The sequence below is a fragment of the Flavobacterium sp. ASW18X genome, assembly GCF_005144745.1.
Classification (GTDB): Bacteria; Bacteroidota; Bacteroidia; order Flavobacteriales; family Flavobacteriaceae; genus Croceivirga.
In genome coordinates this window covers 373,962-392,997 of sequence record NZ_SWKK01000008.1, presented here as the reverse complement: position 1 = coordinate 392,997, position 19,036 = coordinate 373,962, and the positions used below count along the sequence as shown (strand labels likewise).

The window sequence follows — 19,036 nt, the reverse complement described above, 5'->3', positions numbered from 1 at the left end:
CTAATGAAATTGCTCAAAAAGTTATTAAGTCTTACCTTTTTATTGTTATCTATAATCACCCTTTGGCAATGTGCAAGACGGGGCAGCCCCTCTGGTGGTCCAAAAGATATTAGTGCTCCTGTTTTAGAAAAGGCTACGCCCCCCAACCTCACTAAAAATTTTAAGGGTAAAAAAATAAAGCTAGAGTTTGATGAGTATATTAAGCTAAAGGATTTACAAGACCAATTGATAATTTCTCCACCACTTAAATACCAGCCAGAAATTACACCACAAGGTTCGGCAAGTAAAAGCATTGAAATTGTTTTTAAAGACACTTTAAGAGAAAATACTACATACACCATCAATTTTGGACAAAGTATTGTAGATCATAACGAAGGTAATCCGTACAATCTATTTACTTATGTATTTTCTACTGGAGATGTAATTGATTCTTTGACGCTCAGCGGCGCGGTTAAAGATGCTTTTAAGAGAAAAGCAGACGAATTTATTAGTGTGATGCTTTATGAAATTGATACTGCTTACAACGACTCTACCATCTACAAATACCCACCAAATTATATGACCAACACTTTAGATAGTTTACCCATATTTAAGCTTAGCTATTTAAAAGCTGGTCAATACAAACTATTTGGATTAAAAGATGCAGGCAAAAACAATGTTTTTGACCAACGCGCAGATAAAATAGCGTTTTTAGAAGATACCATTACCCTGCCCACTGACTCTATTTATTTACTGAGTTTGTTTAAAGAAGTTCCCGATTTTACCGCAGCAGTACCTTCTTATGTGGCAAAGAACAAGATTATTTTTGGATATTCTGGTGCTGGAGATAGCACGCAAATAACTCCACTCACTATTTTACCAGACAGTGTTAAAACAATAGTGAAAAAAGAAAAAGACAAAGACACACTAAACTATTGGATTACCCCAACAGATTTAGACTCTATTGTTTTTAGTGTTACCAATAACCAATGGAAAACTAAAGATACTTTTACGGTAAAAACAAGAAAGTTGGCTTTAGATAGTTTAAAAATAAGCCCAAGCCATAGCAGTAGAATTAATTTTAGGGAGCAATTTAAATACACTGCCACTACACCGTTAACAAACATAGATTCATCCTATTTCCAGGTATTGAATATAGATTCTACTCAAGTAAGTATTTCTCCTATTCTAGATACGATAAACAATGAGGTTGCCCTTAATTTTGAATTACTAGACAATCAAAAGTATTATATTACAGCGCTACCTGGTGCTATGACTGATTTTTTTGGCCAGGCTAACGATACCATAAAAACAACCTTAACCACAGGTAGTTTAGCAGATTATGGTGATTTAACATTTAATCTAGCAGGCAATGTAACCTTCCCCGTAATTGTACAACTTACAGATACAGAAGACGAACTGGTAAGGGAGGTTACATTAACCGAATTTACACCTATAGATTTCGGTCAACTACTCCCCGGAGAATATAGGGTTCGTGTTATTTTTGATGCGAATGAAAATGGCAAATGGGATACGGGTAATTTTTTAAAAGGAAAACAACCAGAGAAAATAATATACTATCCTGATGTGATGGATATCAGAGCTTTTTCTGAATATGAAAATACCTTTACGATAACAGAGTAAAAGCATCTTTATCATCTAAAAACCGAAGCTTTTCTCGGTTTTGAGTAATATGATTTTTTGACAGTTGTACGTGTAGCACCTCGTCCTTTTCTGAAAAAGCTAAAGGATTACCCAAAACATCATATACGGCAGAATGTCCTGGATATTCATACCCATACCCATCTATGCCTATTCTATTCACCCCAATACAATATGCCATATTTTCTATCGCTCTGGCTTTTAGCAAAGTATCCCAGGCAGTAATTCTAGGCTTTGGCCAATTAGCGACGTAGAGCAACACATCATAGTCCGTTGTATTCCGAGCCCAAACCGGAAAACGTAAATCATAACAGATTAACGGGCAGATGCTGAATCCCCTAAACGGTATAGTGATTTTCTTTATTCCAGACTTATAGACCTTGTTCTCTCCCGCCAAAGTAAAGGTATGTTTTTTGTCATAGGCATGTAAATCGCCACTAGGCGCTACAAACAATAACCGATTGTAATAATCTTCTTTTTCTTTAAAAGCCAAGCTCCCAACAATAGCAGCATCCTTTTCCTTAGCCAAGGTTTGCATCCACGCAACGGCCTTTTCTGTTTCCTGTTCAGAGATAATTTGCGGTTGCATTGTAAACCCTGTGGTAAACATTTCTGGTAATACTATTACATCTGTATCCGCATCTATAGCCTTAATCTTAGTTTCCAATTGTTTTCTATTGGCTACAGGGTTTTCCCATAATAGATGTGTTTGCACCAATGCTACGTTTAAATCATTCTTCATCCTAATCTGAATATACCTCTAACTTATTCTCTAATACCATAGCATGCAGCTGTATTAGTTGCGATTTTAAAATTCTTGGTGTAGAAAGCTCTGGCAGGTCTTCTAGGGCAAACCATGCTGCATCTAGCATATCAAATCCATGATTTAATTGGCCCCCAACCACCGTACAAGCATATACTAATTTATAAATGTAGAAAGGCTCTTCTGGGTGTGGATGCCGTTGCTTATCATAAACAGCTAACAAGCGGTTTACCTTGACCGCAATACCTGTTTCTTCCCAAACTTCTTTTTCTGCCACCTCTTTTGGTGTATTGCCAATATCTGCCCAACCACCTGGAATAGTCCATTTACCATCAGAACCTTCTTGGGCTAAAAGAATATGACCAGCATCATTCAACACAAAAGCACGTATATCTACTTTAGCTGTAGGATAATCTTCTGGTGGCATAAAAAAATGCTTTAATTGTTTAAGTGGAACATCAGTAACACTTCTTAACAATTCCAGTCCTATTTGTTTAAGCTCTGTGTAGCGCTCTTGGTCATAAGGGTCTTGGGCATAAAGTAGGCCCAAGTCTGATAAAGAAATAAGCCGTTTTATTAAATTGAGTTGTTCTTGTTTTGCCAAAACTTCTTATTCTAACAAACTCATCAATTCTTTTTTGTCTTGCATTTTTGCATGGTCTAAAGCCGTATTTCCGCGAGCATCTTTAGCTCCCTTATCTGCACCATTTTCTAACAATAATGCCACAATATCTTTATGGCCAAATGTTGCCGCATAAATTAAACACGTTCCACCCATAGCATTGGTTATGTTAACATCTGCACCGCTTTCTATGAGTATTTTTGCTATAGCAGTATAGCCTTTAAAACAAACTCCCATAAGTGCCGTGTTCCCAGTACCGTCTTTTGCATCAATAGAAATTTGGTGTTTTAGCAGTTCTGTAACCACGGCTTCGTGTCCGTAATAAGCTGCTAGTATTAAGGGGGTAGACCCTCTATCATCTATTACTTTTACCAAATCTGGTTGCGCTGCTATCATCTGGCCAACTGCAGTAGCGTTGCCATTTCTTACCTCGTTAAAAAAGCTATTTTTTTCTTCCATAATTTTACCATTTGAAGATAGCCAATTTTAAGGACAACTTAGTGTTTACGGTATGTTAATCTCGCTGGCTTGGAGAAAAATCTTCTGGAGCATTTTGAGGGCTATTTACCGTGCCTGGAGAACCAGAATCATTAAAAACTTGCCATTCTTCTGAAGAGAAGATTGGATTTGCCTTAGTAATATTGCTATTGCGGATTGCCTTACCATCTTCAAACTCATGATTGGTACCCGTACCGTCTTCACCTATGATGCCAAAAGCATCTATAACAGTCCCAAATGCGTCTACCAAGAACAGATTATCATCACCATTAGAATCGGCAGGACTATTACTCCCGGCCTCCATATCTGGACTAAAACCATATACCCGTTCAAATTCTGATGCATTCTTAGCAATTATTAGGAATGTATTTGGCTCTAATACAATCTCTGACAAATCTATTACGGAACTTACTTCGGTATTTGCATTGGTATAACGTTGTATAGACCACTTATTTAGAGATAAATTTTCATTACCAGCATAATACAATTCTATAAAACGAGCATCTGCATTGTTATTAGGGTCTGCCAATTCTGTAAAAAATAAAGCATCACTAGTAAATTCAGTAATTACAGCTGCGCAGCGTTCTTGGGTAAACTGCACATCTAAAGTATCTCGTAATACCAGAAAATAATCATTGCGTTCCCTTAATAAAACTCCAGTAATAGTACCACTACCAGCTGGTAAAATTGCAGAAGAAAAATCTGAAAAGCCACTTGTTTTCAACACTAAGGTTTCATCTTGGCAATTTAAAAGCATTCTATCCACAGCAACTTGCGGTTGAGCGTAAGTGCTGTCTATCAGGGTAGCATCAAACTCCATATTCTCAAATTGAACTAAGGTGTTAGTTTTGGTACTATCTATATCTTTTAGCCCTAATTTATTAGGAATTATAGCCCCTTGCTCGCAACTTACAAATAAATGTTCTGGCACTTTGAGTGCCGGTAAACGCCCTACACTTGTGGCACCAAAAGCAACAAAAGTACCACCCAACGTATAAACACCTTTACTTTGTCCTAGGTATAAACCATAAAGGTTTATGGTAATCTTGCTCCCAGGCGGATACCGTAAATGGGTAGCCCTTACATCTAATTGTAATTGCATACCGTCTGTTGGATTTTCTAGTTTATCTTGAAAATGCAATACACTAAAAAAGTTGCCCGCTTGATCAGAAGAGGTTACGTAACCTTCGATAACCAAATCTTGTAATATTTGTACTGTTTCTCCCTTATAAAGACCTTTTACTGCCTCATAAGTAGTGTTAGGTTTCCAAGGCGCTAGGCAATTTTGCTCTGGAGCGTCAAAGTCTTTATCAACTACGCATCCTAAAAAAAACAGCACTAAAAAACCTAAACAAAGTAGTTTTTGGTGCATCCTGTTAATGGTTTGGCATGCTCCAAAGTAGTATAATTAAATGATAACCACAAACAAATCAACATTATAGGTTTTTGAAAAACTGTATACAACGTTCTTCTGTGTAACTTATATTTTCTTTTCCCCAAAAACCAACATGTCCGCCAAAATCTGGCACCTCTAAATTTAGGAAGTCATTAGCAACAGCCTCCTCATAAGGATAACATTCTGGTCCTAAGAAAGTATCATTTTTAGCATTTATTAGCAATGTAGGCACTTTTATACCCGCTAAAAACTGCTTGCTACTACATTTGGTGTAATAAGTAACGGCATCCTTAAAACCATGAGCAGGACCCGTGTAGACATCATCAAAGTCTTTAAGAGTAGCTATACTTTTTATTTGCTCTACCGAGAGTTTATCGGGAAATTGTGCTTGTTTGGCATACAACTTTTCTAACAAAGTTTTTTTAAACCGTTTAGAATACAATGCATTATTAGAGGCCAAAAGTTTGGCACAGGCACTCTCTAAACTACAGGGCACAGAAACCGTTACAGCACCTACTATTTTGGAAGACAAAACGCTCTGTTCTCCAAGATATTTTAAGATAACATTGCCACCAAGACTAAAACCTTTTAAATAAAGTTGCTCGTACTTCTTGTGTTGCAAAATATGTGCAACAACTTGGTGTAAATCTTCTGATGCACCAGAATGATAACTTTTATACAACCTATTAGGCACCCCACTACAACCTCTAAAATTCACTGCACAAACATCGTACCCGTTTAAATTAAGAGATTTTGCAGAACCTGTAATGTAATGTCTTTGCGCACTACCCTCCAAACCATGTAACAATATGCATACCTTATGAGTAGGCACTTTGCTCTCGCTCCAATCCAAATCCATAAAATCCCCATCTGGTAGTTCTAAACGCTCCCTATTTTGAATAACACCATTTATCTTTCTAAAAACACCTGCATAAATGGTAGAAAAATGCCCATTTCTAAAAATAAAAGGTGGTTTGTAGTCAGAGGGAATTAAAGGCATATTAAAGCTTTTATAGTACCAAACTACAATTTTACGCAAGCTTAGCCATACTAGAAAAGTTATATTATTTTTAAAGGATAGCTAAACTTTAGCAATAAGAAGTATTCTTGTTTAAAATACCTATGCAAAACCCGCTTTTTAGAAACTGGACACAGATTAACTTTTAGGCGTAGTAGGACTATTTTTAAAGCTTAAAAAGGATTTATGAAAGACGAAAAGTTTCCAGAATTAACAGCACGGCAAATTGCACAATTGAAGCAATTTGGAACCATAGAGCATTTTTCAGAAGGTACAACCATCATTAAAGCAGGCGACCAGCAATATGATTTTTTTGTAGTAATGGACGGTCAAATTACCATTGAAAATCCGGCTAATAAACATCATCCTTTAACCATTCATAAAAAGAATGAATTTACCGGGGATAGCGGTATGCTATCTCACAGAAGTGCTCAGTTTAATGGAATAGCACAGGCTAAAACCTGCGTACTGCGTTTAACATCTCAACAACTAAAGGAAGCTATTGCCAAGCATAGCGAAATAAGTGATGTATTATTGAATGCCTTTTTATTACGGCAAGAAACAGTACTTTCTCAATACCAAGGTGGCTTAAAATTAATAGGTTCTTCTAATTCTAAAGAAACCTATGCTATTCGGGATTTCATGGATAAAAACCATCTATGGTATAATTTTTTAGATGTTGATGCTTCTGAGGATGCGGAAGCCTTATTAACACATTTTGGACGCAATAAAGAAGATTTACCCTTTTTGATTAATAGCGAAGCAGAAATCTGCCAAAACCCATCGCTAGAACAACTTGCTACCTACACCGGTGTTCTAATGGAATTTGAAGACATTGTTTTTGATTTGTTAATTATTGGCGCAGGACCAGCAGGCTTAGCGGCTAGTGTGTATGCTGCTTCTGAAGGACTAAATGTAGTAACAATAGATAGTAAAGCGCCTGGAGGACAAGCGGGCAAGAGCTCCAAGATTGAAAACTATTTGGGATTCCCCACAGGAATTTCTGGTAGTGATTTAGCCAACAGAGCTTACGTACAGGCTCAGAAGTTTGGGTGTAATATATCTATACCTCATCGCGCAGAAAAAGTAACCTACAATGAAGGTTGTTTTACCGTAACTGCTACAAATAACAAGGTAATACAGGCCAAAGCTGTAATTGCTGCCACGGGTGCAGAATACCGTCAATTACCCCTTTCTACCATAGAAAAATACGAGGGCAGCGGCGTTTTTTATTCCGCTACCGGAATGAATGCATCTGCCTGTAAAGACGAATTGGTTGGCGTTGTTGGCGGGGGTAACTCTGCAGGGCAAGCAGCGCTATTTTTAGCAGACCACGCTAAAAAAGTTTTTGTTATTTTAAGAGGAGAAGACCTTGGGGCAAAAATGAGTGATTATTTAGTTCAACGCATTTTGGCCGCTGACAACATCACCGTTTTAAAAAGCACAGAAGTAAAAGCATTACACGGTCAGTACCATTTAGAATCGGTTGTATTACAACATAAAACAGAGGGTGAAAAGCAAGAGAAAATTACTAATCTATTTACGTTTATTGGCGCCAAACCTTGCACGGATTGGGTTGTAGATTTAGTGGAGACTGATGAAAAAGGTTTTATCTGTACTGGTCCTGGCATTGATGCTAAGAAATTGTTCGCCTGTGAGATTTTTAAAACTCGAAAACCGCAATCTTTAGAAACTAGTATTCCAGGCTTTTTTGCCGTGGGCGATGTCCGTAAAGGCTCTGTTAAACGGGTAGCATCTGCCGTTGGTGAAGGTTCTATGGCCGTAAGCCAAGTACATCAGTACCTGGCCGACCTTAAAAAAATATCTATCTAATAAAGTTAGTCCTTAGGAAAGGTTTCTAACAATTTAGCTTGTTCCTCTATAGCAGATTTAAATTCGGTTTTAAGTTTAGTCACTAAATCTGCAACAGGCAAAGTATCTTCTATACTAGCAACCCCTTGGCCAGCACTCCAAATGGTTTTCCATGCTTTTGCCTCCGTATCCATTTCTTTACCAAAATCTATTTTTTGATCTTTTGCTAAATCTTCCTCTGTGAGTCCGGCAGCTGCCAAACTTTTACTCAAGAAGTTTGCATGCACTCCAGAAATTGCCTTTGTGTAGGTTACGTCACTAGCGCCAGAATCCTCAATCATATCTTTATACGCTGTAGGCGCTAAACTTTCTTTGGTATTGATAAATCGTGTACCCATATATGCTAAATGCGCTCCCATTTGCATAGCAGAGGCAATATCTCTACCGTTAGAGATACAACCCGATAAAATTATCGTCTTATCAAAAAACGTTTTTATCTCTGCCACCAAGGTCATAGGATTTATAGTACCCGCATGACCCCCGGCACCTGCAGCCACTAAAATTAATCCGTCTACACCAGCTTCAGCAGCTTTTTGAGCATGCCTCTTCTTAATTACATCGTGGAAAACTAGGCCACCATAGCTATGGATTGCATCTACCACCATTTGTACCGCTCCTAACGAGGTAATTACTAAAGGTACTTGGTGTTTTACGCACAATTTAACATCTGCCTCAACTCTTGGATTGGTAGGGTGTACCACTATATTGACACCAAAAGGAGCCGCTTTTTTACCCGTTTCCTCCTCCCATTGCTTTAATTCGGTTTTAATTTGGATCAACCATTCTTCAAAACCTTCACTAGAACGTTGGTTTAACGCGGGGAATGTCCCTACTATTCCGTTTTTACAACATTCTATAACTAATTCTGGACCAGAGATTAAAAACATAGGCGCAGAAATGGCTGGCAAGGAAAGTTGATCTATAAAAGCTGCTTTTTGGCTCATTGTCTTCAGTTTAAATTTTTGATAATTCAGCTTAAATATAAAGCTACTCTTCAAATCTATGTTATTTTTGTGAATACTATGCATGCATAATAAAATTTAGTACTATGTTTTTAAAGGATTTTGAAGTTCGCTGGAGTGATGTAGATGCCAACAGACATTTGGCCAATTCTGCTTATATTAACTTTATGAGCCATACCCGTATGGCCTACTTAACCCAAATAGGTTTTGGGCACAAGGAGTTTGAACAGTATGGGATTGGTCCGGTAGTTTTTTATGAACACATGTACTACTTTAAAGAGGTTTTCCCAGGCAAACCTATACGCGTTTCTCTAGAATGGAAAGGCTTAAGTGAAGATGGAATGTTTTTTGAATTTCATCACAACTTTTACGATTATAAAGGTAGAAATGTAGCACATTGCGAAATGATGGGTGCTTTTATTGATATGAAAAAGCGAAGTTTAACAGGATTACCTAAAGAGATTTTAGACGTTTTCTTACAGGAAGAACGTGCAGAAGATTTTAGATTTTTAACCAAAGAGGATACACGTAAATTTGCAAAAATCCCTAAGGACTTGGCTTAGGCTTTTTACTTGCCAAATAAACACCCAGTAATACAAAAGCGCCAGCTATTACCTTTATAGGACTTAGCTGGTCTTTACCTACTAGTACAGCAAAAATTATCCCCATAACAGGTTGCAGATAAATGAATGCTCCTAGTGTGCTTGGCTTTAATTGGCGCATGGCAAAAATGTTAAACAAGTAAGTACAAAAGGTAGTCCCTACTACCACAAAAGCTATAGTACCAAAAGCCCAGAGCGGCATTTGTGTCCAAGAAATTGCTGCAAATTCTGTAAAAGTAACGGGCAGATTTATGAATATCGCCAGGGTAAACAACCATTTCATAAACGTAAATGGGTGATATTTTTCTACTAATTTTTTGGCCAGAATAAGGTACCCTGCATAAGAGACTGCATTAACAATGAGCAGGGCATTCCCCACAGGAATATTAGGCGCATCTTGCCGCAACTCTTGACCAAATAGTATGGAGGCTAAGGCCCCCACGAGACCAAGACCTATACCAACCCCTTTTCTTAAAGAAACCTTTTCCTTTAAAAAAACGGCAGAAAGTAATACAATTACTATTGGACTAATAGTAATGAGTACCGCACTATTAATAGGAGTAGACAATTGTAAACCCTTAAAAAACGCAAGCATATTGGTCACCATCCCTAGGGTGGCAGCTACCAGCATCCGTAAATAATCTTTCCTATCTATTTTTTCTTTAGGACCCCAGAAAGAAATAAGCCAAAATAGTATTGCTGCTCCCGTAACCCTAAGTTGTATAAAACCAAAAGGTTGTACATAGTCTGGCATTACGCCTTTGGCAATAGTATGCGTAAGCGCATAGATAAAGGTTGCCCCGAAGGCCGCTAGAATTGCTAGCGTTCTTTGGTTCATCCGTGTAGAGCTTCTTTAGCGGCTTCTACTTGTTTTTTAGCATTGCCAATAAAAATGCTATCATCTACCACAACTACAGGTCTTTTTAAAAATGTATAGTGTTCTAATATTAGATTTTTATAATCTTCTTCTGTTAGGGATTGGTCTTTTAACCCGCGTTGTCTAAATAACATAGCCCTTCTACTGAACAAAGATTCGTAGCTATCTGTTAAGCCTCTCATGACTTCTAATTCCTCCTGGGTAACTCCTTTTTCCTTAATTTCTCTTAGCTCCACCCCATCTAAAGGTTGTAATTCTTCTAAGATTTTTTGGCAGGTTTTACAAGTGGCTAGATAAAATATTGTTTTCATGCTACAATCAACTTTTAAAGCACAAAGTAATCGATTTCAAAGGGATTACCCTATTTTTGAAAGCACATAAACATAGCATGGAACAAGTATTTGCAATTTGCCAAGAAAACAGGGAAAAATTAAAAGATTTTTTAACAAGCCTAGACAAAGACACGCTTTTTACCGTGCCAGAAGGTTTTAATAATAATATTTGGTGGAATATTGCACACACTGTTGTAACAGAACAATTGCTAATTTACAAGTTGAGTGGCACTCCAATGCAAATCTCTGATACCTTAGTAGCCAAATATCGCAAAGGAACATTTCCAGAAGAAAACCCTACGGAAGATGAGTTTAACGAAATTTTAGAACTACTAACCACCTTACCTAAACGCACTCTAGAAGATTATAAAAATGGTGTTTTTAGCACCTACAACGCTTACCAGACTAGTTTTGGATTTGAACTTACTTCTGTGGAAGATGCTATTAGCTTTAACAATTTTCATGAGGGTATGCACTTTGGCTACATTTTAGCTTTAAAAAGAGCTATACAGCCTAATTCTTAATGTTTACTGGTAGTACCAAATAAGGATTCACTTCTTTATAAGGTAGAACCAAAGTTACAGGGCCATCTGCATAGGATGCAATTTCATACTGGTTGTACCAAAGTACCAAGCCATCTGCTCCATACCCAATAGTTAATGGGAGGTGAAAGGTATCTTCTTCAAACATAAAACCCGTAGCATTTATATTTTTTGCTGTGGGTATCTTTTCTTGCGCTCTAAAAGCAGCCTCTGCAAAGGTTGTAAACTGTTCCACGTCTAAAAACAATTCGTCATTCATCATAGGCGCTGCCAAAGCCTTATTAAAATTTAAAAAAGACACAGAACTATAACCATGTGCACCACCTGTAAAAGAATAAGCATCTAGTTTTAGGGTCACCAAAGAATCTGTTTGTAGGGCTATTTGCGCATTTATTTCAGCTTCCCAAGGCACTATCTCTGCACCAAACTGTGATTTTAATTGCGTGTAACTGTTTTCAAATGCAGTCACCGCTTCTTCTACACTTGCTACGCTTGGCTCATCGTTAAAATTCAATAAGGCAATAACCTCATCATTCAATATGGTGTTTATTTTGATAGCCAGGGAATCTTGGCCTACCGCTTGTAGTAACTCTATATTTATTTGGGGACAATTTGTGCAACCCTTCCCCGTAATTACCTTATTTTCAAAAGACACCTCGTTTTTATCTTCACAAGAAAACAAAACAAACGCGATACTTATTAAAAGAATTCTAAAATTTGACATACTTAAAAGAAAGTCCCAAAAGTAACTATACTTTTACACAAGAAAACCATGCGGAATGGATAAAAAAGGACTAAAATTTAATACCAAGACCATCCATGGTGGCCAAGCATTAGAAAAAGCCTATGGTGCTGTAATGCCTCCTATTTACCAAACCTCCACCTTTGCACAAACTGCTCCAGGAGAACATTTGGGCTATGGCTATGCCAGAGGAGCAAACCCTACTAGGACTGCTTTAGAGAATAGCTTGGCTAGTTTAGAAAATGGGACGCACGGTTTCGCTTTTGGTAGCGGTATGGCTGCCATAGATGCCGTATTAAAATTGCTTCGCCCTAATGATGAAGTTCTTTGTACTAATGATATTTACGGAGGCAGTTATCGTATTTTTAAAGGTATTTTTGAACACTACGGTATCACTTTTAAATTCGTAGACCTTTCTAACCCAGCGTATATTAAGCAACACTTCTCCACGCGTACTAAAATGGTTTGGTTAGAAAGCCCTACCAATCCTATGATGCAATTGGTAGATATTGCTGGTATAGCAAATGCCATAGTGGATAAAGATGTTTTATTAGTGGTAGACAATACATTTGCAACTCCTTACTTACAACGCCCTCTGGATTTGGGCGCAGACATAGTTATGCATTCTGCCACCAAATATTTAGGTGGCCATAGTGATGTAGTAGTAGGCGGTTTAATAGTGAAGGAAACCGCTTTGGCAGAGCGGATAAAATTTATACAAAATTCCAGTGGTGCTATTTGTGGTCCTATGGATAGTTTTTTGACGCTACGGGGTATAAAAACACTACATGTACGCATGCAACGCCATTGTGAAAATGCCGAAAGGATAGCATATTTTTTAAAAGAACATCCTAAAGTGGCTAAAGTTTACTGGCCAGGGTTTACAGAACACCCCAATCACCAGATAGCTAAAAAGCAAATGAGCCATTTTGGTGCTATGCTCTCTTTTACGTTACAAACCGAAGCAATGGAGCACACCAAAAAGTTCGTTTCTAAACTTAAACTTTTTACTTTGGCAGAGTCTTTAGGGGGAGTAGAAAGTTTGGTAGGCCACCCAGCCACCATGAGCCATGGAAGCATGCCCAAAGAAGAACGACTAAAGAACGGAATAACAGATAATTTAATACGTTTAAGTGTAGGGATAGAGGCCGTAGAAGACCTCTTAAACGACCTAAGTTATGCACTGGACGAAAACGATTGAAAAATTATCAAAAAAAATGTTGCAAATTATATAAATAACATAATTTTGCCGTTATATTTCTAATTCTACAAAAACAGACCTGTATTAGTAGGTTTTGATAACAATTTATTAATCCGATTATGGAAGAAAAAATCAAAGCATTTATGGATGAAGTGATTGCTCGTAATGGGCATGAACCAGAATTCATCCAAGCGGTACAAGAAGTAGCCGAAACAGTAATCCCATACATAGTACAACACGATATTTACCATGGTAAAAACATTCTTTTACGTATGGTAGAACCAGAGAGGCTTATCTCTTTCCGTGTGGCATGGGTAGATGATAACGGTGAAATACACGTAAACAGAGGGTACCGTATACAAATGAACTCCGCCATAGGCCCGTACAAAGGTGGTTTACGTTTTCACCCAACTGTAAATGCTAGTGTTCTTAAATTCTTGGCGTTTGAGCAGGTGTTCAAGAACAGTTTAACAACACTCCCTATGGGTGGTGGTAAAGGTGGTTCTGATTTTGACCCTAAAGGCAAATCTGATGATGAAGTAATGCGTTTTTGCCACGCCTTTATGACCGAGTTGTGCAGACATATTGGTCCAAACACAGATGTACCTGCGGGTGATATTGGTGTAGGCGCTCGTGAAATTGGTTTCTTATTTGGTATGTACAAGAAAATTAGAAACGAGTTTACAGGTGTTCTTACTGGTAAAGGATTATCTTGGGGTGGTTCTTTAATTAGACCAGAAGCTACCGGTTATGGTACTGTATATTTTGCAGACAGCATGCTAAAAACCAAAAACGAATCTTTTGAAGGAAAAGAGGTTGTCATTTCTGGTTCTGGTAACGTGGCTCAGTTTGCAGCAGAAAAAGTATTGCAATTAGGCGGTAAAGTGTTGACTTTATCTGATTCTGGCGGTTATATCCTTGATAAAGACGGTATAGATGCAGAAAAACTTGCTTTTGTTATGGATCTTAAGAATAAAAAAAGAGGTAGAATTTCTGAATATACTAAGCAATACCCTAACGCTACCTACCATGCAGGCAAAACACCATGGGAAGTTCCTTGCCAGGTAGCACTACCTTGTGCTACCCAAAATGAACTTAATGGTGAAGACGCTAAATTGCTTCTCAAAAACGGTTGTATAGCCGTGGCCGAAGGTGCAAACATGCCTTCTACGCCAGAAGCCATCCATGCGTTTAATGAAGCGCACATACTATTTGCTCCAGGGAAAGCATCTAATGCTGGTGGGGTTGCTACTTCTGGTTTAGAAATGTCTCAGAATTCACTACGTATATCTTGGACAAGAGAAGAAGTAGATGAGCGCTTAAAAGGAATCATGAACGATATCCACGATTCTTGTATACAATACGGAATGGAAGAAAACGGACATTGTAATTATGTAAAAGGGGCAAACATTGCTGGCTTTGTAAAAGTTGCCGATGCTATGTTAGCGCAGGGCGTTATTTAACAAACCCTCCTTAAAATACAAAGCCCTTGCAAGCTTAGGTTTGCAAGGGCTTTTCTGTTTTAAATAGGTAAAGCATTATTCGCAATAAATCCTTAATTAAAGAAACATTCTATTTTATATCAGATTTATATTTCTCTATTACACTACTAAGAAGATTAGGGAAATAAATAGTATTAACTGAGTTTTCCTATAAAGTATGCAAACGTTCTCACTATTAAAGGTGACCCTTAGGATGTGTTTTATAGAGATACTTATACTTTCTTTTTTTCTTTAATTATTAGTTTTCATTCTAAGTGTGATTTCTCCAATATTATATGCGTAAATAGAAGCTGGCAGAAAAGTAAACTTTAACTCTTGTGTTTCTTTTAAACCTATTTGATCAATTGAAGTAACAACTGCAGCTTTGAGTTTATTTGTTTCACAAAATTTAACTAAACTTTTCAATTCCTGTGGTTTATAAAAATATCGATTACTCCACTTAATTTCTACCCCCCATATAGGTTTGTAGTTTTTATCATCTACTAAAACAAGGTCTACTTCTCCTTCATTTCTGCCGTCTTTCCATCTAGCATAGGTTAAATCTAATTGCTCCCGATGCATCCATTGTGAAAGAATAGCAGTTTCAACCATGTTTCCCATTTCTTGGTCTGTTTCACTTATGGGCGAAAATAAAGCGGTACGTAGTGATGGGTTGGTAAGATATACTTTGAAACTTGTAATTCTTTTTAATCTTTTTGCATTTACTCCTACCTTGTTTAATACTTTAATTAAAAACGCTGCTTCTAGATATTCCAAATATTTTTTTAAAGTATCCTTTTGAATACCACTTTCCCTAGACATAATCTCATAAGAAAATTCATTTCCTGTATTATATGCTAAATATGTAAAAAATCTATTGAGTTCTTGGACATCTTTGATGCCGTACAAACTGGGTAAATCTCTTAGAAGAACTTTATCCACAATATCATTTTTTACATATCTACCCATATCGCCTTGTATTTTTTCAGATAACACTACCTCAGGATAGCCTCCAAAATTTAAATAATGGACGAATTCTTTATTTAAAGCTTTTGCATCATGCGTTAAGCAATATTCTATAGCCTTACCTCCATATTGAATATCCCCTACAAATATTAAATGGTCAAGTTTTTTCAAATGAATATACTCCTGAAATGTTAACGGAGGTAATAAAAAATCAGTAAATCTACCAGCTCCACTTTCTGTGCCATGCCATTTCAATGCTGCTGCCGCTGAGCCTGAAACAATGAATTTAGTTTCTGGATATGAGTCAACTAATATTTTCAAGTGTCTCTCCCAATCCTTCAAGTATTGTATTTCATCAAAGAAGACATAACAGCCATTAAGATTGTTAAGGTTTAAAGATTTTTTACATAGGGTTAGCACATCTTCTAAGCTTAAATTAACATATATGGGGTTATCAATGCCAATAAAGAATAATTTATGAGGATTTGTTCCTTCTTTTAGTAAATTACCAATGCAATGAAATAGCATTACAGTTTTACCTACTCTTCTTGGCCCCATCAGGACTAGCGCTCTTTTAATACTTCTTTCAAGTACAAATGGATAAAAGAGATCAAAATATAATCTTTTAGACATTGAGCTATAAGCATCTGGTATCTCTTTAGTTATCCACCACGGATTCTCGTATTGAAGACGTTCTATTATTTTCTCTGTTGGAATAGGGTTTAACCTTGCCATATATTCTTCTTAATAAAAACAAATATAAAGATATAAGAAGATTGTAATATATCTATTTTTACATTTTTGAATAAATAGAAAAGTTAATTTATTAATAATGTGTTAATTCTAACATCAAATAGTGTATTCAATTAAGTATAGTGGTAGATCTATAAAAATTAAGGGTGCAAAAAAGCATTTACTGTCCGCCACGCACACTAAGCCAAAGCTTTTGGTTTTGTTTATTTTTTCTTGTCTAAAGCTAAATCTATAAGATTTAGTGAAATTATGAATACATACAGACCTCTTGGTTAAGCCGAAGCCCGTATTGTTTATAGGTTTTGTTGGGCTTAGTTATTTTAATTTTTTATCGATTTCTGTTTTCATTGCATAATAATTCATTTCGTAACAAACACGACCGAGTAAAATGGCTGGATTTATTTTGTATTGGTCTCCCAATGAAATAATTTTATTGTCATCTAATGGTAAATGATTATCTAAAATATCTTGCCAAATGTCTACTGGGATTAAGGATTCTTGAGCATAATTATCAGCTTCTTTTTCACATTGGTCGACATTTTGCTTTTTGGTTAAATCCATAAATTTTCTGTTTCTGTCATTTCTTAGATGCAAATGAATGTGCCCAATTTCGTGCATTATTGTAAATGCAAAATTATCAATTCTATTATGACGTAAAGTCAAGGCAATCACAGGATTATTGTTAGACCAAAATGAAAATCCATCAATTGGCGTTTTTTCTAATTTATCAATTAGTAACATTTTAATTCCGAATTGATTTAATAGAGTTTGCACTCGTTTAGTTGTATCGGAATTTTCATAAAAAATATTATTAAGATTGGAAACAAGCTGATTGAGATTATCAAAATTAAAAGTGTTTGTTTTCTGATTTTTAGCTTCATATTGAGCTAATGAACTCCAAGCAAACATATTTTTATCATCAATTTTAAGTTTTTCTGATTTGCGGTAATATGCAAATTTATCTTTTGAAAAAGAATCAACTAAATCATCGATTGTCTCAACATCATATATTTTCTTTATAGCTTTTATGTCCTCTGACAGTTCATCTATTAGGTAATTATGCTTTTTGAAGTAACGAACAGGAACATACTCTTTTATAATATTCCATATTTCTATGTTTCTTAATTTTTTAATATTTTTTTGTTTAACTCTAGCTTTATCTATTTCATATTGTGATTGAAATTTCATCCAATAGTCTGCTGAAATCCCTAATGATTTTTCTAATAAAATAGCTAAATCTGCTGTTACAGGTCTTTTGCCTTTAATAATTTCATTAAGAAATGATGGTTTTACACCAAGTTCTTTTGCTAAAGTTCTTTGAGTGAAATCTGGTATAGCATCAATTTCATCCTTTATCAATACTCCAGGATGTGTCGCTTGTGCAGGAATTAATGTTGTTTTTAGTGTCGCCATTTTTAGTTTTTTTTTAGTTACTTGTAATGATTGCTTAATTCAATTATTGAACAAATCGTTAAAGTATCAGGTTCTTCTCCTTCTACAGAACTAATAAATTCTATCCGATATTTTTTATCTACTCTTACGGATTCTAGTCCTTTTTTGTCTCCAATTAATTTTTCATAATTCAAACTTCTAACGGGATATAACTCTTCGGTGTATTTTGCAGCTCTTAATTTATCTATAGTTTGTATATACTTTTTTACTACAGTTGGTTGAAATCTATACTTTTTATTTTTTGCTTTTCCATTTTCGTATAGTTCTTTTAAGTAATCTTTTTCAAAAATTATTTCCATTCTGTTTGAATATCATATTGCAAATGTACAAATATTATACCATAAAAAGTTCACTTTATTCGTGAACTTTTTATTTTCTTTTAATTGTGGGCAACAATTCGATATCCGTCATAGAATAGATATCTCTTTCGCATAAAACAACAAAATCTACCCCACGAAAGAAATGCTTTTTTTTTAACAGTAGTTGTTGATACTCTATAAGATTGCCTACTAAAAACAAAATCTTGCCCAAGCACCATCTTTTAAACGCTTCTACTATCTTTACTTTTTTAGAAGTTTCTTGTAATGCTCACCCATACCAAAGCCATTGTACTATCTGCTTTAAAATACGGAGACACCAGCCTTATTGTAAAAGCGTACACCCAAACAGATGGTTTAAAATCGTATTTGTTAAAAGGCGTATTGGCCAGTAAAAAGGGAAAATTAAAAGCAGGGCTGTTTCAACCCTTAACCCAATTAGAATTGGTAGCCAACCATAAAAACAAGGGCACTTTAGAAACCCTTAAAGAAGCCAAGGTGAGCTACCCCTACAAAACTATACACACAGATATTATAAAAAACAGCATTGTTTTGTTTTTAGCAGAAGTAGTTGCGCAAAGCGTACAAGAAGGGGAAGAAGAGTCGCAACTGTTTCAGTTTTTAGAACGTGCTTTTATTTTTTTAGATCAAGCTACAAACATTACCAATTTTCCGCTAGCATTTTTACTACACCTTAGCCGGTATTTAGGGTTTTATCCTGATGATAATCAAACAGATGAATTGTATTTTGATTTGCTAGAGGGCGAATTCCTATCCAAGCCCAGTTTAAACCCGTTGTTAGAAGCCCCCATAATTTATGATTTTAAAACGCTCTTAGGCACAAAATTTGATGCATATTCCACAGTAAAAATCAAAAAAGCCAACCGACAGGAACTGCTCAACAAAATGCTTTTGTACTTTGAGCTCCATTTGCATGGATTTAGAAAACCTAAGTCATTGGCCGTTTTAAACGCTGTTTTTAATTAATATGCAAAAGGT

Annotated in this window: 19 protein-coding genes; 7 read left to right on the top strand and 12 right to left on the bottom strand. The window is 36.1% G+C overall.

The genetic code is table 11. The features are described 5' to 3' along the window. Positions 1-3: 3 nt before the first annotated feature. The gene (locus tag FBT53_RS07200; protein WP_136950489.1) at positions 4-1,623 is read left to right on the top strand and encodes an Ig-like domain-containing protein; all 1,620 of its coding nucleotides are present in this window, start codon (positions 4-6) and stop codon (positions 1,621-1,623) included. On the opposite strand, the gene FBT53_RS07195 is transcribed toward FBT53_RS07200, so the two are convergent. From FBT53_RS07195 to FBT53_RS07175, 5 genes are all read right to left on the bottom strand, one after another. Continuing rightward, a complete protein-coding gene (locus tag FBT53_RS07195) occupies positions 1,607-2,383 on the bottom strand; it encodes an amidohydrolase (protein WP_136950488.1) in 777 nt (258 codons plus the stop codon). The two genes, FBT53_RS07200 and FBT53_RS07195, sit on opposite strands and share 17 nt — an antisense overlap. Before the next feature lies 1 nt (position 2,384). Next, positions 2,385-3,008: an NUDIX hydrolase N-terminal domain-containing protein gene (locus FBT53_RS07190; protein ID WP_136950487.1), complete on the bottom strand. Its 624-nt coding sequence runs from the start codon at positions 3,006-3,008 to the stop codon at positions 2,385-2,387. A 6-nt stretch (positions 3,009-3,014) separates the two neighbouring features. Beyond that, complete coding sequence (locus FBT53_RS07185) at positions 3,015-3,485, bottom strand: ankyrin repeat domain-containing protein (RefSeq protein WP_136950486.1); 471 nt, start codon at positions 3,483-3,485, stop codon at positions 3,015-3,017. 55 nt (positions 3,486-3,540) lie between these two features. Then, a complete protein-coding gene (locus FBT53_RS07180) occupies positions 3,541-4,896 on the bottom strand; it encodes a DUF5689 domain-containing protein (RefSeq protein ID WP_136950485.1) in 1,356 nt (451 codons plus the stop codon). 64 nt (positions 4,897-4,960) lie between these two features. Continuing rightward, entirely contained in the window at positions 4,961-5,920 is a 960-nt protein-coding gene (locus tag FBT53_RS07175) for a YheT family hydrolase (RefSeq protein WP_136950484.1), read from the bottom strand. Between the two features lie 204 nt (positions 5,921-6,124). Between FBT53_RS07175 and FBT53_RS07170 the strand changes: the two genes are divergently transcribed. Next, entirely contained in the window at positions 6,125-7,771 is a 1,647-nt protein-coding gene (locus FBT53_RS07170; protein WP_136950483.1) for a cyclic nucleotide-binding domain-containing thioredoxin-disulfide reductase, read from the top strand. A gap of 5 nt (positions 7,772-7,776) precedes the next feature. Here FBT53_RS07170 and FBT53_RS07165 read toward each other — a convergent pair whose 3' ends face one another. Further along, positions 7,777-8,754, bottom strand: coding sequence for a nitronate monooxygenase family protein (locus FBT53_RS07165; RefSeq protein ID WP_136950482.1), 978 nt, complete (start codon positions 8,752-8,754; stop codon positions 7,777-7,779). Between the two features lie 104 nt (positions 8,755-8,858). Between FBT53_RS07165 and FBT53_RS07160 the strand changes: the two genes are divergently transcribed. Continuing rightward, a complete protein-coding gene (locus FBT53_RS07160) occupies positions 8,859-9,335 on the top strand; it encodes a thioesterase family protein (RefSeq protein ID WP_136950481.1) in 477 nt (158 codons plus the stop codon). On the opposite strand, the gene FBT53_RS07155 is transcribed toward FBT53_RS07160, so the two are convergent. After that, a complete protein-coding gene (locus tag FBT53_RS07155; RefSeq protein WP_136950480.1) occupies positions 9,319-10,212 on the bottom strand; it encodes a DMT family transporter in 894 nt (297 codons plus the stop codon). The two genes, FBT53_RS07160 and FBT53_RS07155, sit on opposite strands and share 17 nt — an antisense overlap. After that, a complete protein-coding gene (locus FBT53_RS07150) occupies positions 10,209-10,562 on the bottom strand; it encodes an arsenate reductase family protein (RefSeq protein WP_136950479.1) in 354 nt (117 codons plus the stop codon). Before FBT53_RS07150 ends, FBT53_RS07155 begins: the two co-directional genes overlap by 4 nt. Positions 10,563-10,639: 77 nt before the next feature. Between FBT53_RS07150 and FBT53_RS07145 the strand changes: the two genes are divergently transcribed. Then, a complete protein-coding gene (locus FBT53_RS07145) occupies positions 10,640-11,107 on the top strand; it encodes a DinB family protein (protein ID WP_169630332.1) in 468 nt (155 codons plus the stop codon). Here FBT53_RS07145 and FBT53_RS07140 read toward each other — a convergent pair. Continuing rightward, positions 11,097-11,849, bottom strand: coding sequence for a DUF3298 and DUF4163 domain-containing protein (locus tag FBT53_RS07140; RefSeq protein WP_136950477.1), 753 nt, complete (start codon positions 11,847-11,849; stop codon positions 11,097-11,099). The genes FBT53_RS07145 and FBT53_RS07140 overlap by 11 nt on opposite strands. Positions 11,850-11,904: 55 nt before the next feature. Here FBT53_RS07140 and FBT53_RS07135 point away from each other — a divergent pair, with 55 nt between their 5' ends. Both FBT53_RS07135 and gdhA read left to right on the top strand, forming a co-directional pair. Beyond that, complete coding sequence (locus FBT53_RS07135; protein WP_136950476.1) at positions 11,905-13,068, top strand: PLP-dependent aspartate aminotransferase family protein; 1,164 nt, start codon at positions 11,905-11,907, stop codon at positions 13,066-13,068. 119 nt (positions 13,069-13,187) lie between these two features. Continuing rightward, on the top strand, positions 13,188-14,531 hold the full coding sequence (gene gdhA / locus FBT53_RS07130) for an NADP-specific glutamate dehydrogenase (protein ID WP_136950475.1): 1,344 nt from the start codon (positions 13,188-13,190) through the stop codon (positions 14,529-14,531). Between the two features lie 270 nt (positions 14,532-14,801). Here the strand turns inward: gdhA and FBT53_RS07125 are convergent, their stop codons facing one another. The 3 genes from FBT53_RS07125 to FBT53_RS07115 form a co-directional block, all read right to left on the bottom strand. Further along, a complete protein-coding gene (locus FBT53_RS07125) occupies positions 14,802-16,250 on the bottom strand; it encodes an ATP-binding protein (protein WP_136950474.1) in 1,449 nt (482 codons plus the stop codon). A 333-nt stretch (positions 16,251-16,583) separates the two neighbouring features. Then, positions 16,584-17,681 (bottom strand): HigA family addiction module antitoxin, encoded by a 1,098-nt coding sequence (locus FBT53_RS07120; protein ID WP_136950473.1) that lies wholly within the window; start codon positions 17,679-17,681, stop codon positions 16,584-16,586. Between the two features lie 17 nt (positions 17,682-17,698). Continuing rightward, positions 17,699-18,019: a type II toxin-antitoxin system RelE/ParE family toxin gene (locus FBT53_RS07115; RefSeq protein ID WP_136950472.1), complete on the bottom strand. Its 321-nt coding sequence runs from the start codon at positions 18,017-18,019 to the stop codon at positions 17,699-17,701. A gap of 285 nt (positions 18,020-18,304) precedes the next feature. Here FBT53_RS07115 and recO point away from each other — a divergent pair, with 285 nt between their 5' ends. Beyond that, the gene (gene recO / locus FBT53_RS07110) at positions 18,305-19,024 is read left to right on the top strand and encodes a DNA repair protein RecO (protein ID WP_136950471.1); all 720 of its coding nucleotides are present in this window, start codon (positions 18,305-18,307) and stop codon (positions 19,022-19,024) included. Positions 19,025-19,036 lie beyond the last annotated feature (12 nt).

Coding starts and splice junctions, on each gene's coding strand:
- FBT53_RS07145 (WP_169630332.1), top strand. CDS start 10,640: ATGGAACAAGTATTTGCAATTTGCCAAGAAAACAGGGAAAAATTAAAA.
- FBT53_RS07155 (WP_136950480.1), bottom strand. CDS start 10,212: ATGAACCAAAGAACGCTAGCAATTCTAGCGGCCTTCGGGGCAACCTTT.
- recO (WP_136950471.1), top strand. CDS start 18,305: ATGCTCACCCATACCAAAGCCATTGTACTATCTGCTTTAAAATACGGA.
- FBT53_RS07165 (WP_136950482.1), bottom strand. CDS start 8,754: ATGAGCCAAAAAGCAGCTTTTATAGATCAACTTTCCTTGCCAGCCATT.
- FBT53_RS07200 (WP_136950489.1), top strand. CDS start 4: ATGAAATTGCTCAAAAAGTTATTAAGTCTTACCTTTTTATTGTTATCT.
- FBT53_RS07150 (WP_136950479.1), bottom strand. CDS start 10,562: ATGAAAACAATATTTTATCTAGCCACTTGTAAAACCTGCCAAAAAATC.
- FBT53_RS07115 (WP_136950472.1), bottom strand. CDS start 18,019: ATGGAAATAATTTTTGAAAAAGATTACTTAAAAGAACTATACGAAAAT.
- gdhA (WP_136950475.1), top strand. CDS start 13,188: ATGGAAGAAAAAATCAAAGCATTTATGGATGAAGTGATTGCTCGTAAT.
- FBT53_RS07170 (WP_136950483.1), top strand. CDS start 6,125: ATGAAAGACGAAAAGTTTCCAGAATTAACAGCACGGCAAATTGCACAA.
- FBT53_RS07175 (WP_136950484.1), bottom strand. CDS start 5,920: ATGCCTTTAATTCCCTCTGACTACAAACCACCTTTTATTTTTAGAAAT.
- FBT53_RS07125 (WP_136950474.1), bottom strand. CDS start 16,250: ATGGCAAGGTTAAACCCTATTCCAACAGAGAAAATAATAGAACGTCTT.
- FBT53_RS07140 (WP_136950477.1), bottom strand. CDS start 11,849: ATGTCAAATTTTAGAATTCTTTTAATAAGTATCGCGTTTGTTTTGTTT.
- FBT53_RS07180 (WP_136950485.1), bottom strand. CDS start 4,896: ATGCACCAAAAACTACTTTGTTTAGGTTTTTTAGTGCTGTTTTTTTTA.
- FBT53_RS07120 (WP_136950473.1), bottom strand. CDS start 17,681: ATGGCGACACTAAAAACAACATTAATTCCTGCACAAGCGACACATCCT.
- FBT53_RS07135 (WP_136950476.1), top strand. CDS start 11,905: ATGGATAAAAAAGGACTAAAATTTAATACCAAGACCATCCATGGTGGC.
- FBT53_RS07160 (WP_136950481.1), top strand. CDS start 8,859: ATGTTTTTAAAGGATTTTGAAGTTCGCTGGAGTGATGTAGATGCCAAC.
- FBT53_RS07195 (WP_136950488.1), bottom strand. CDS start 2,383: ATGAAGAATGATTTAAACGTAGCATTGGTGCAAACACATCTATTATGG.
- FBT53_RS07185 (WP_136950486.1), bottom strand. CDS start 3,485: ATGGAAGAAAAAAATAGCTTTTTTAACGAGGTAAGAAATGGCAACGCT.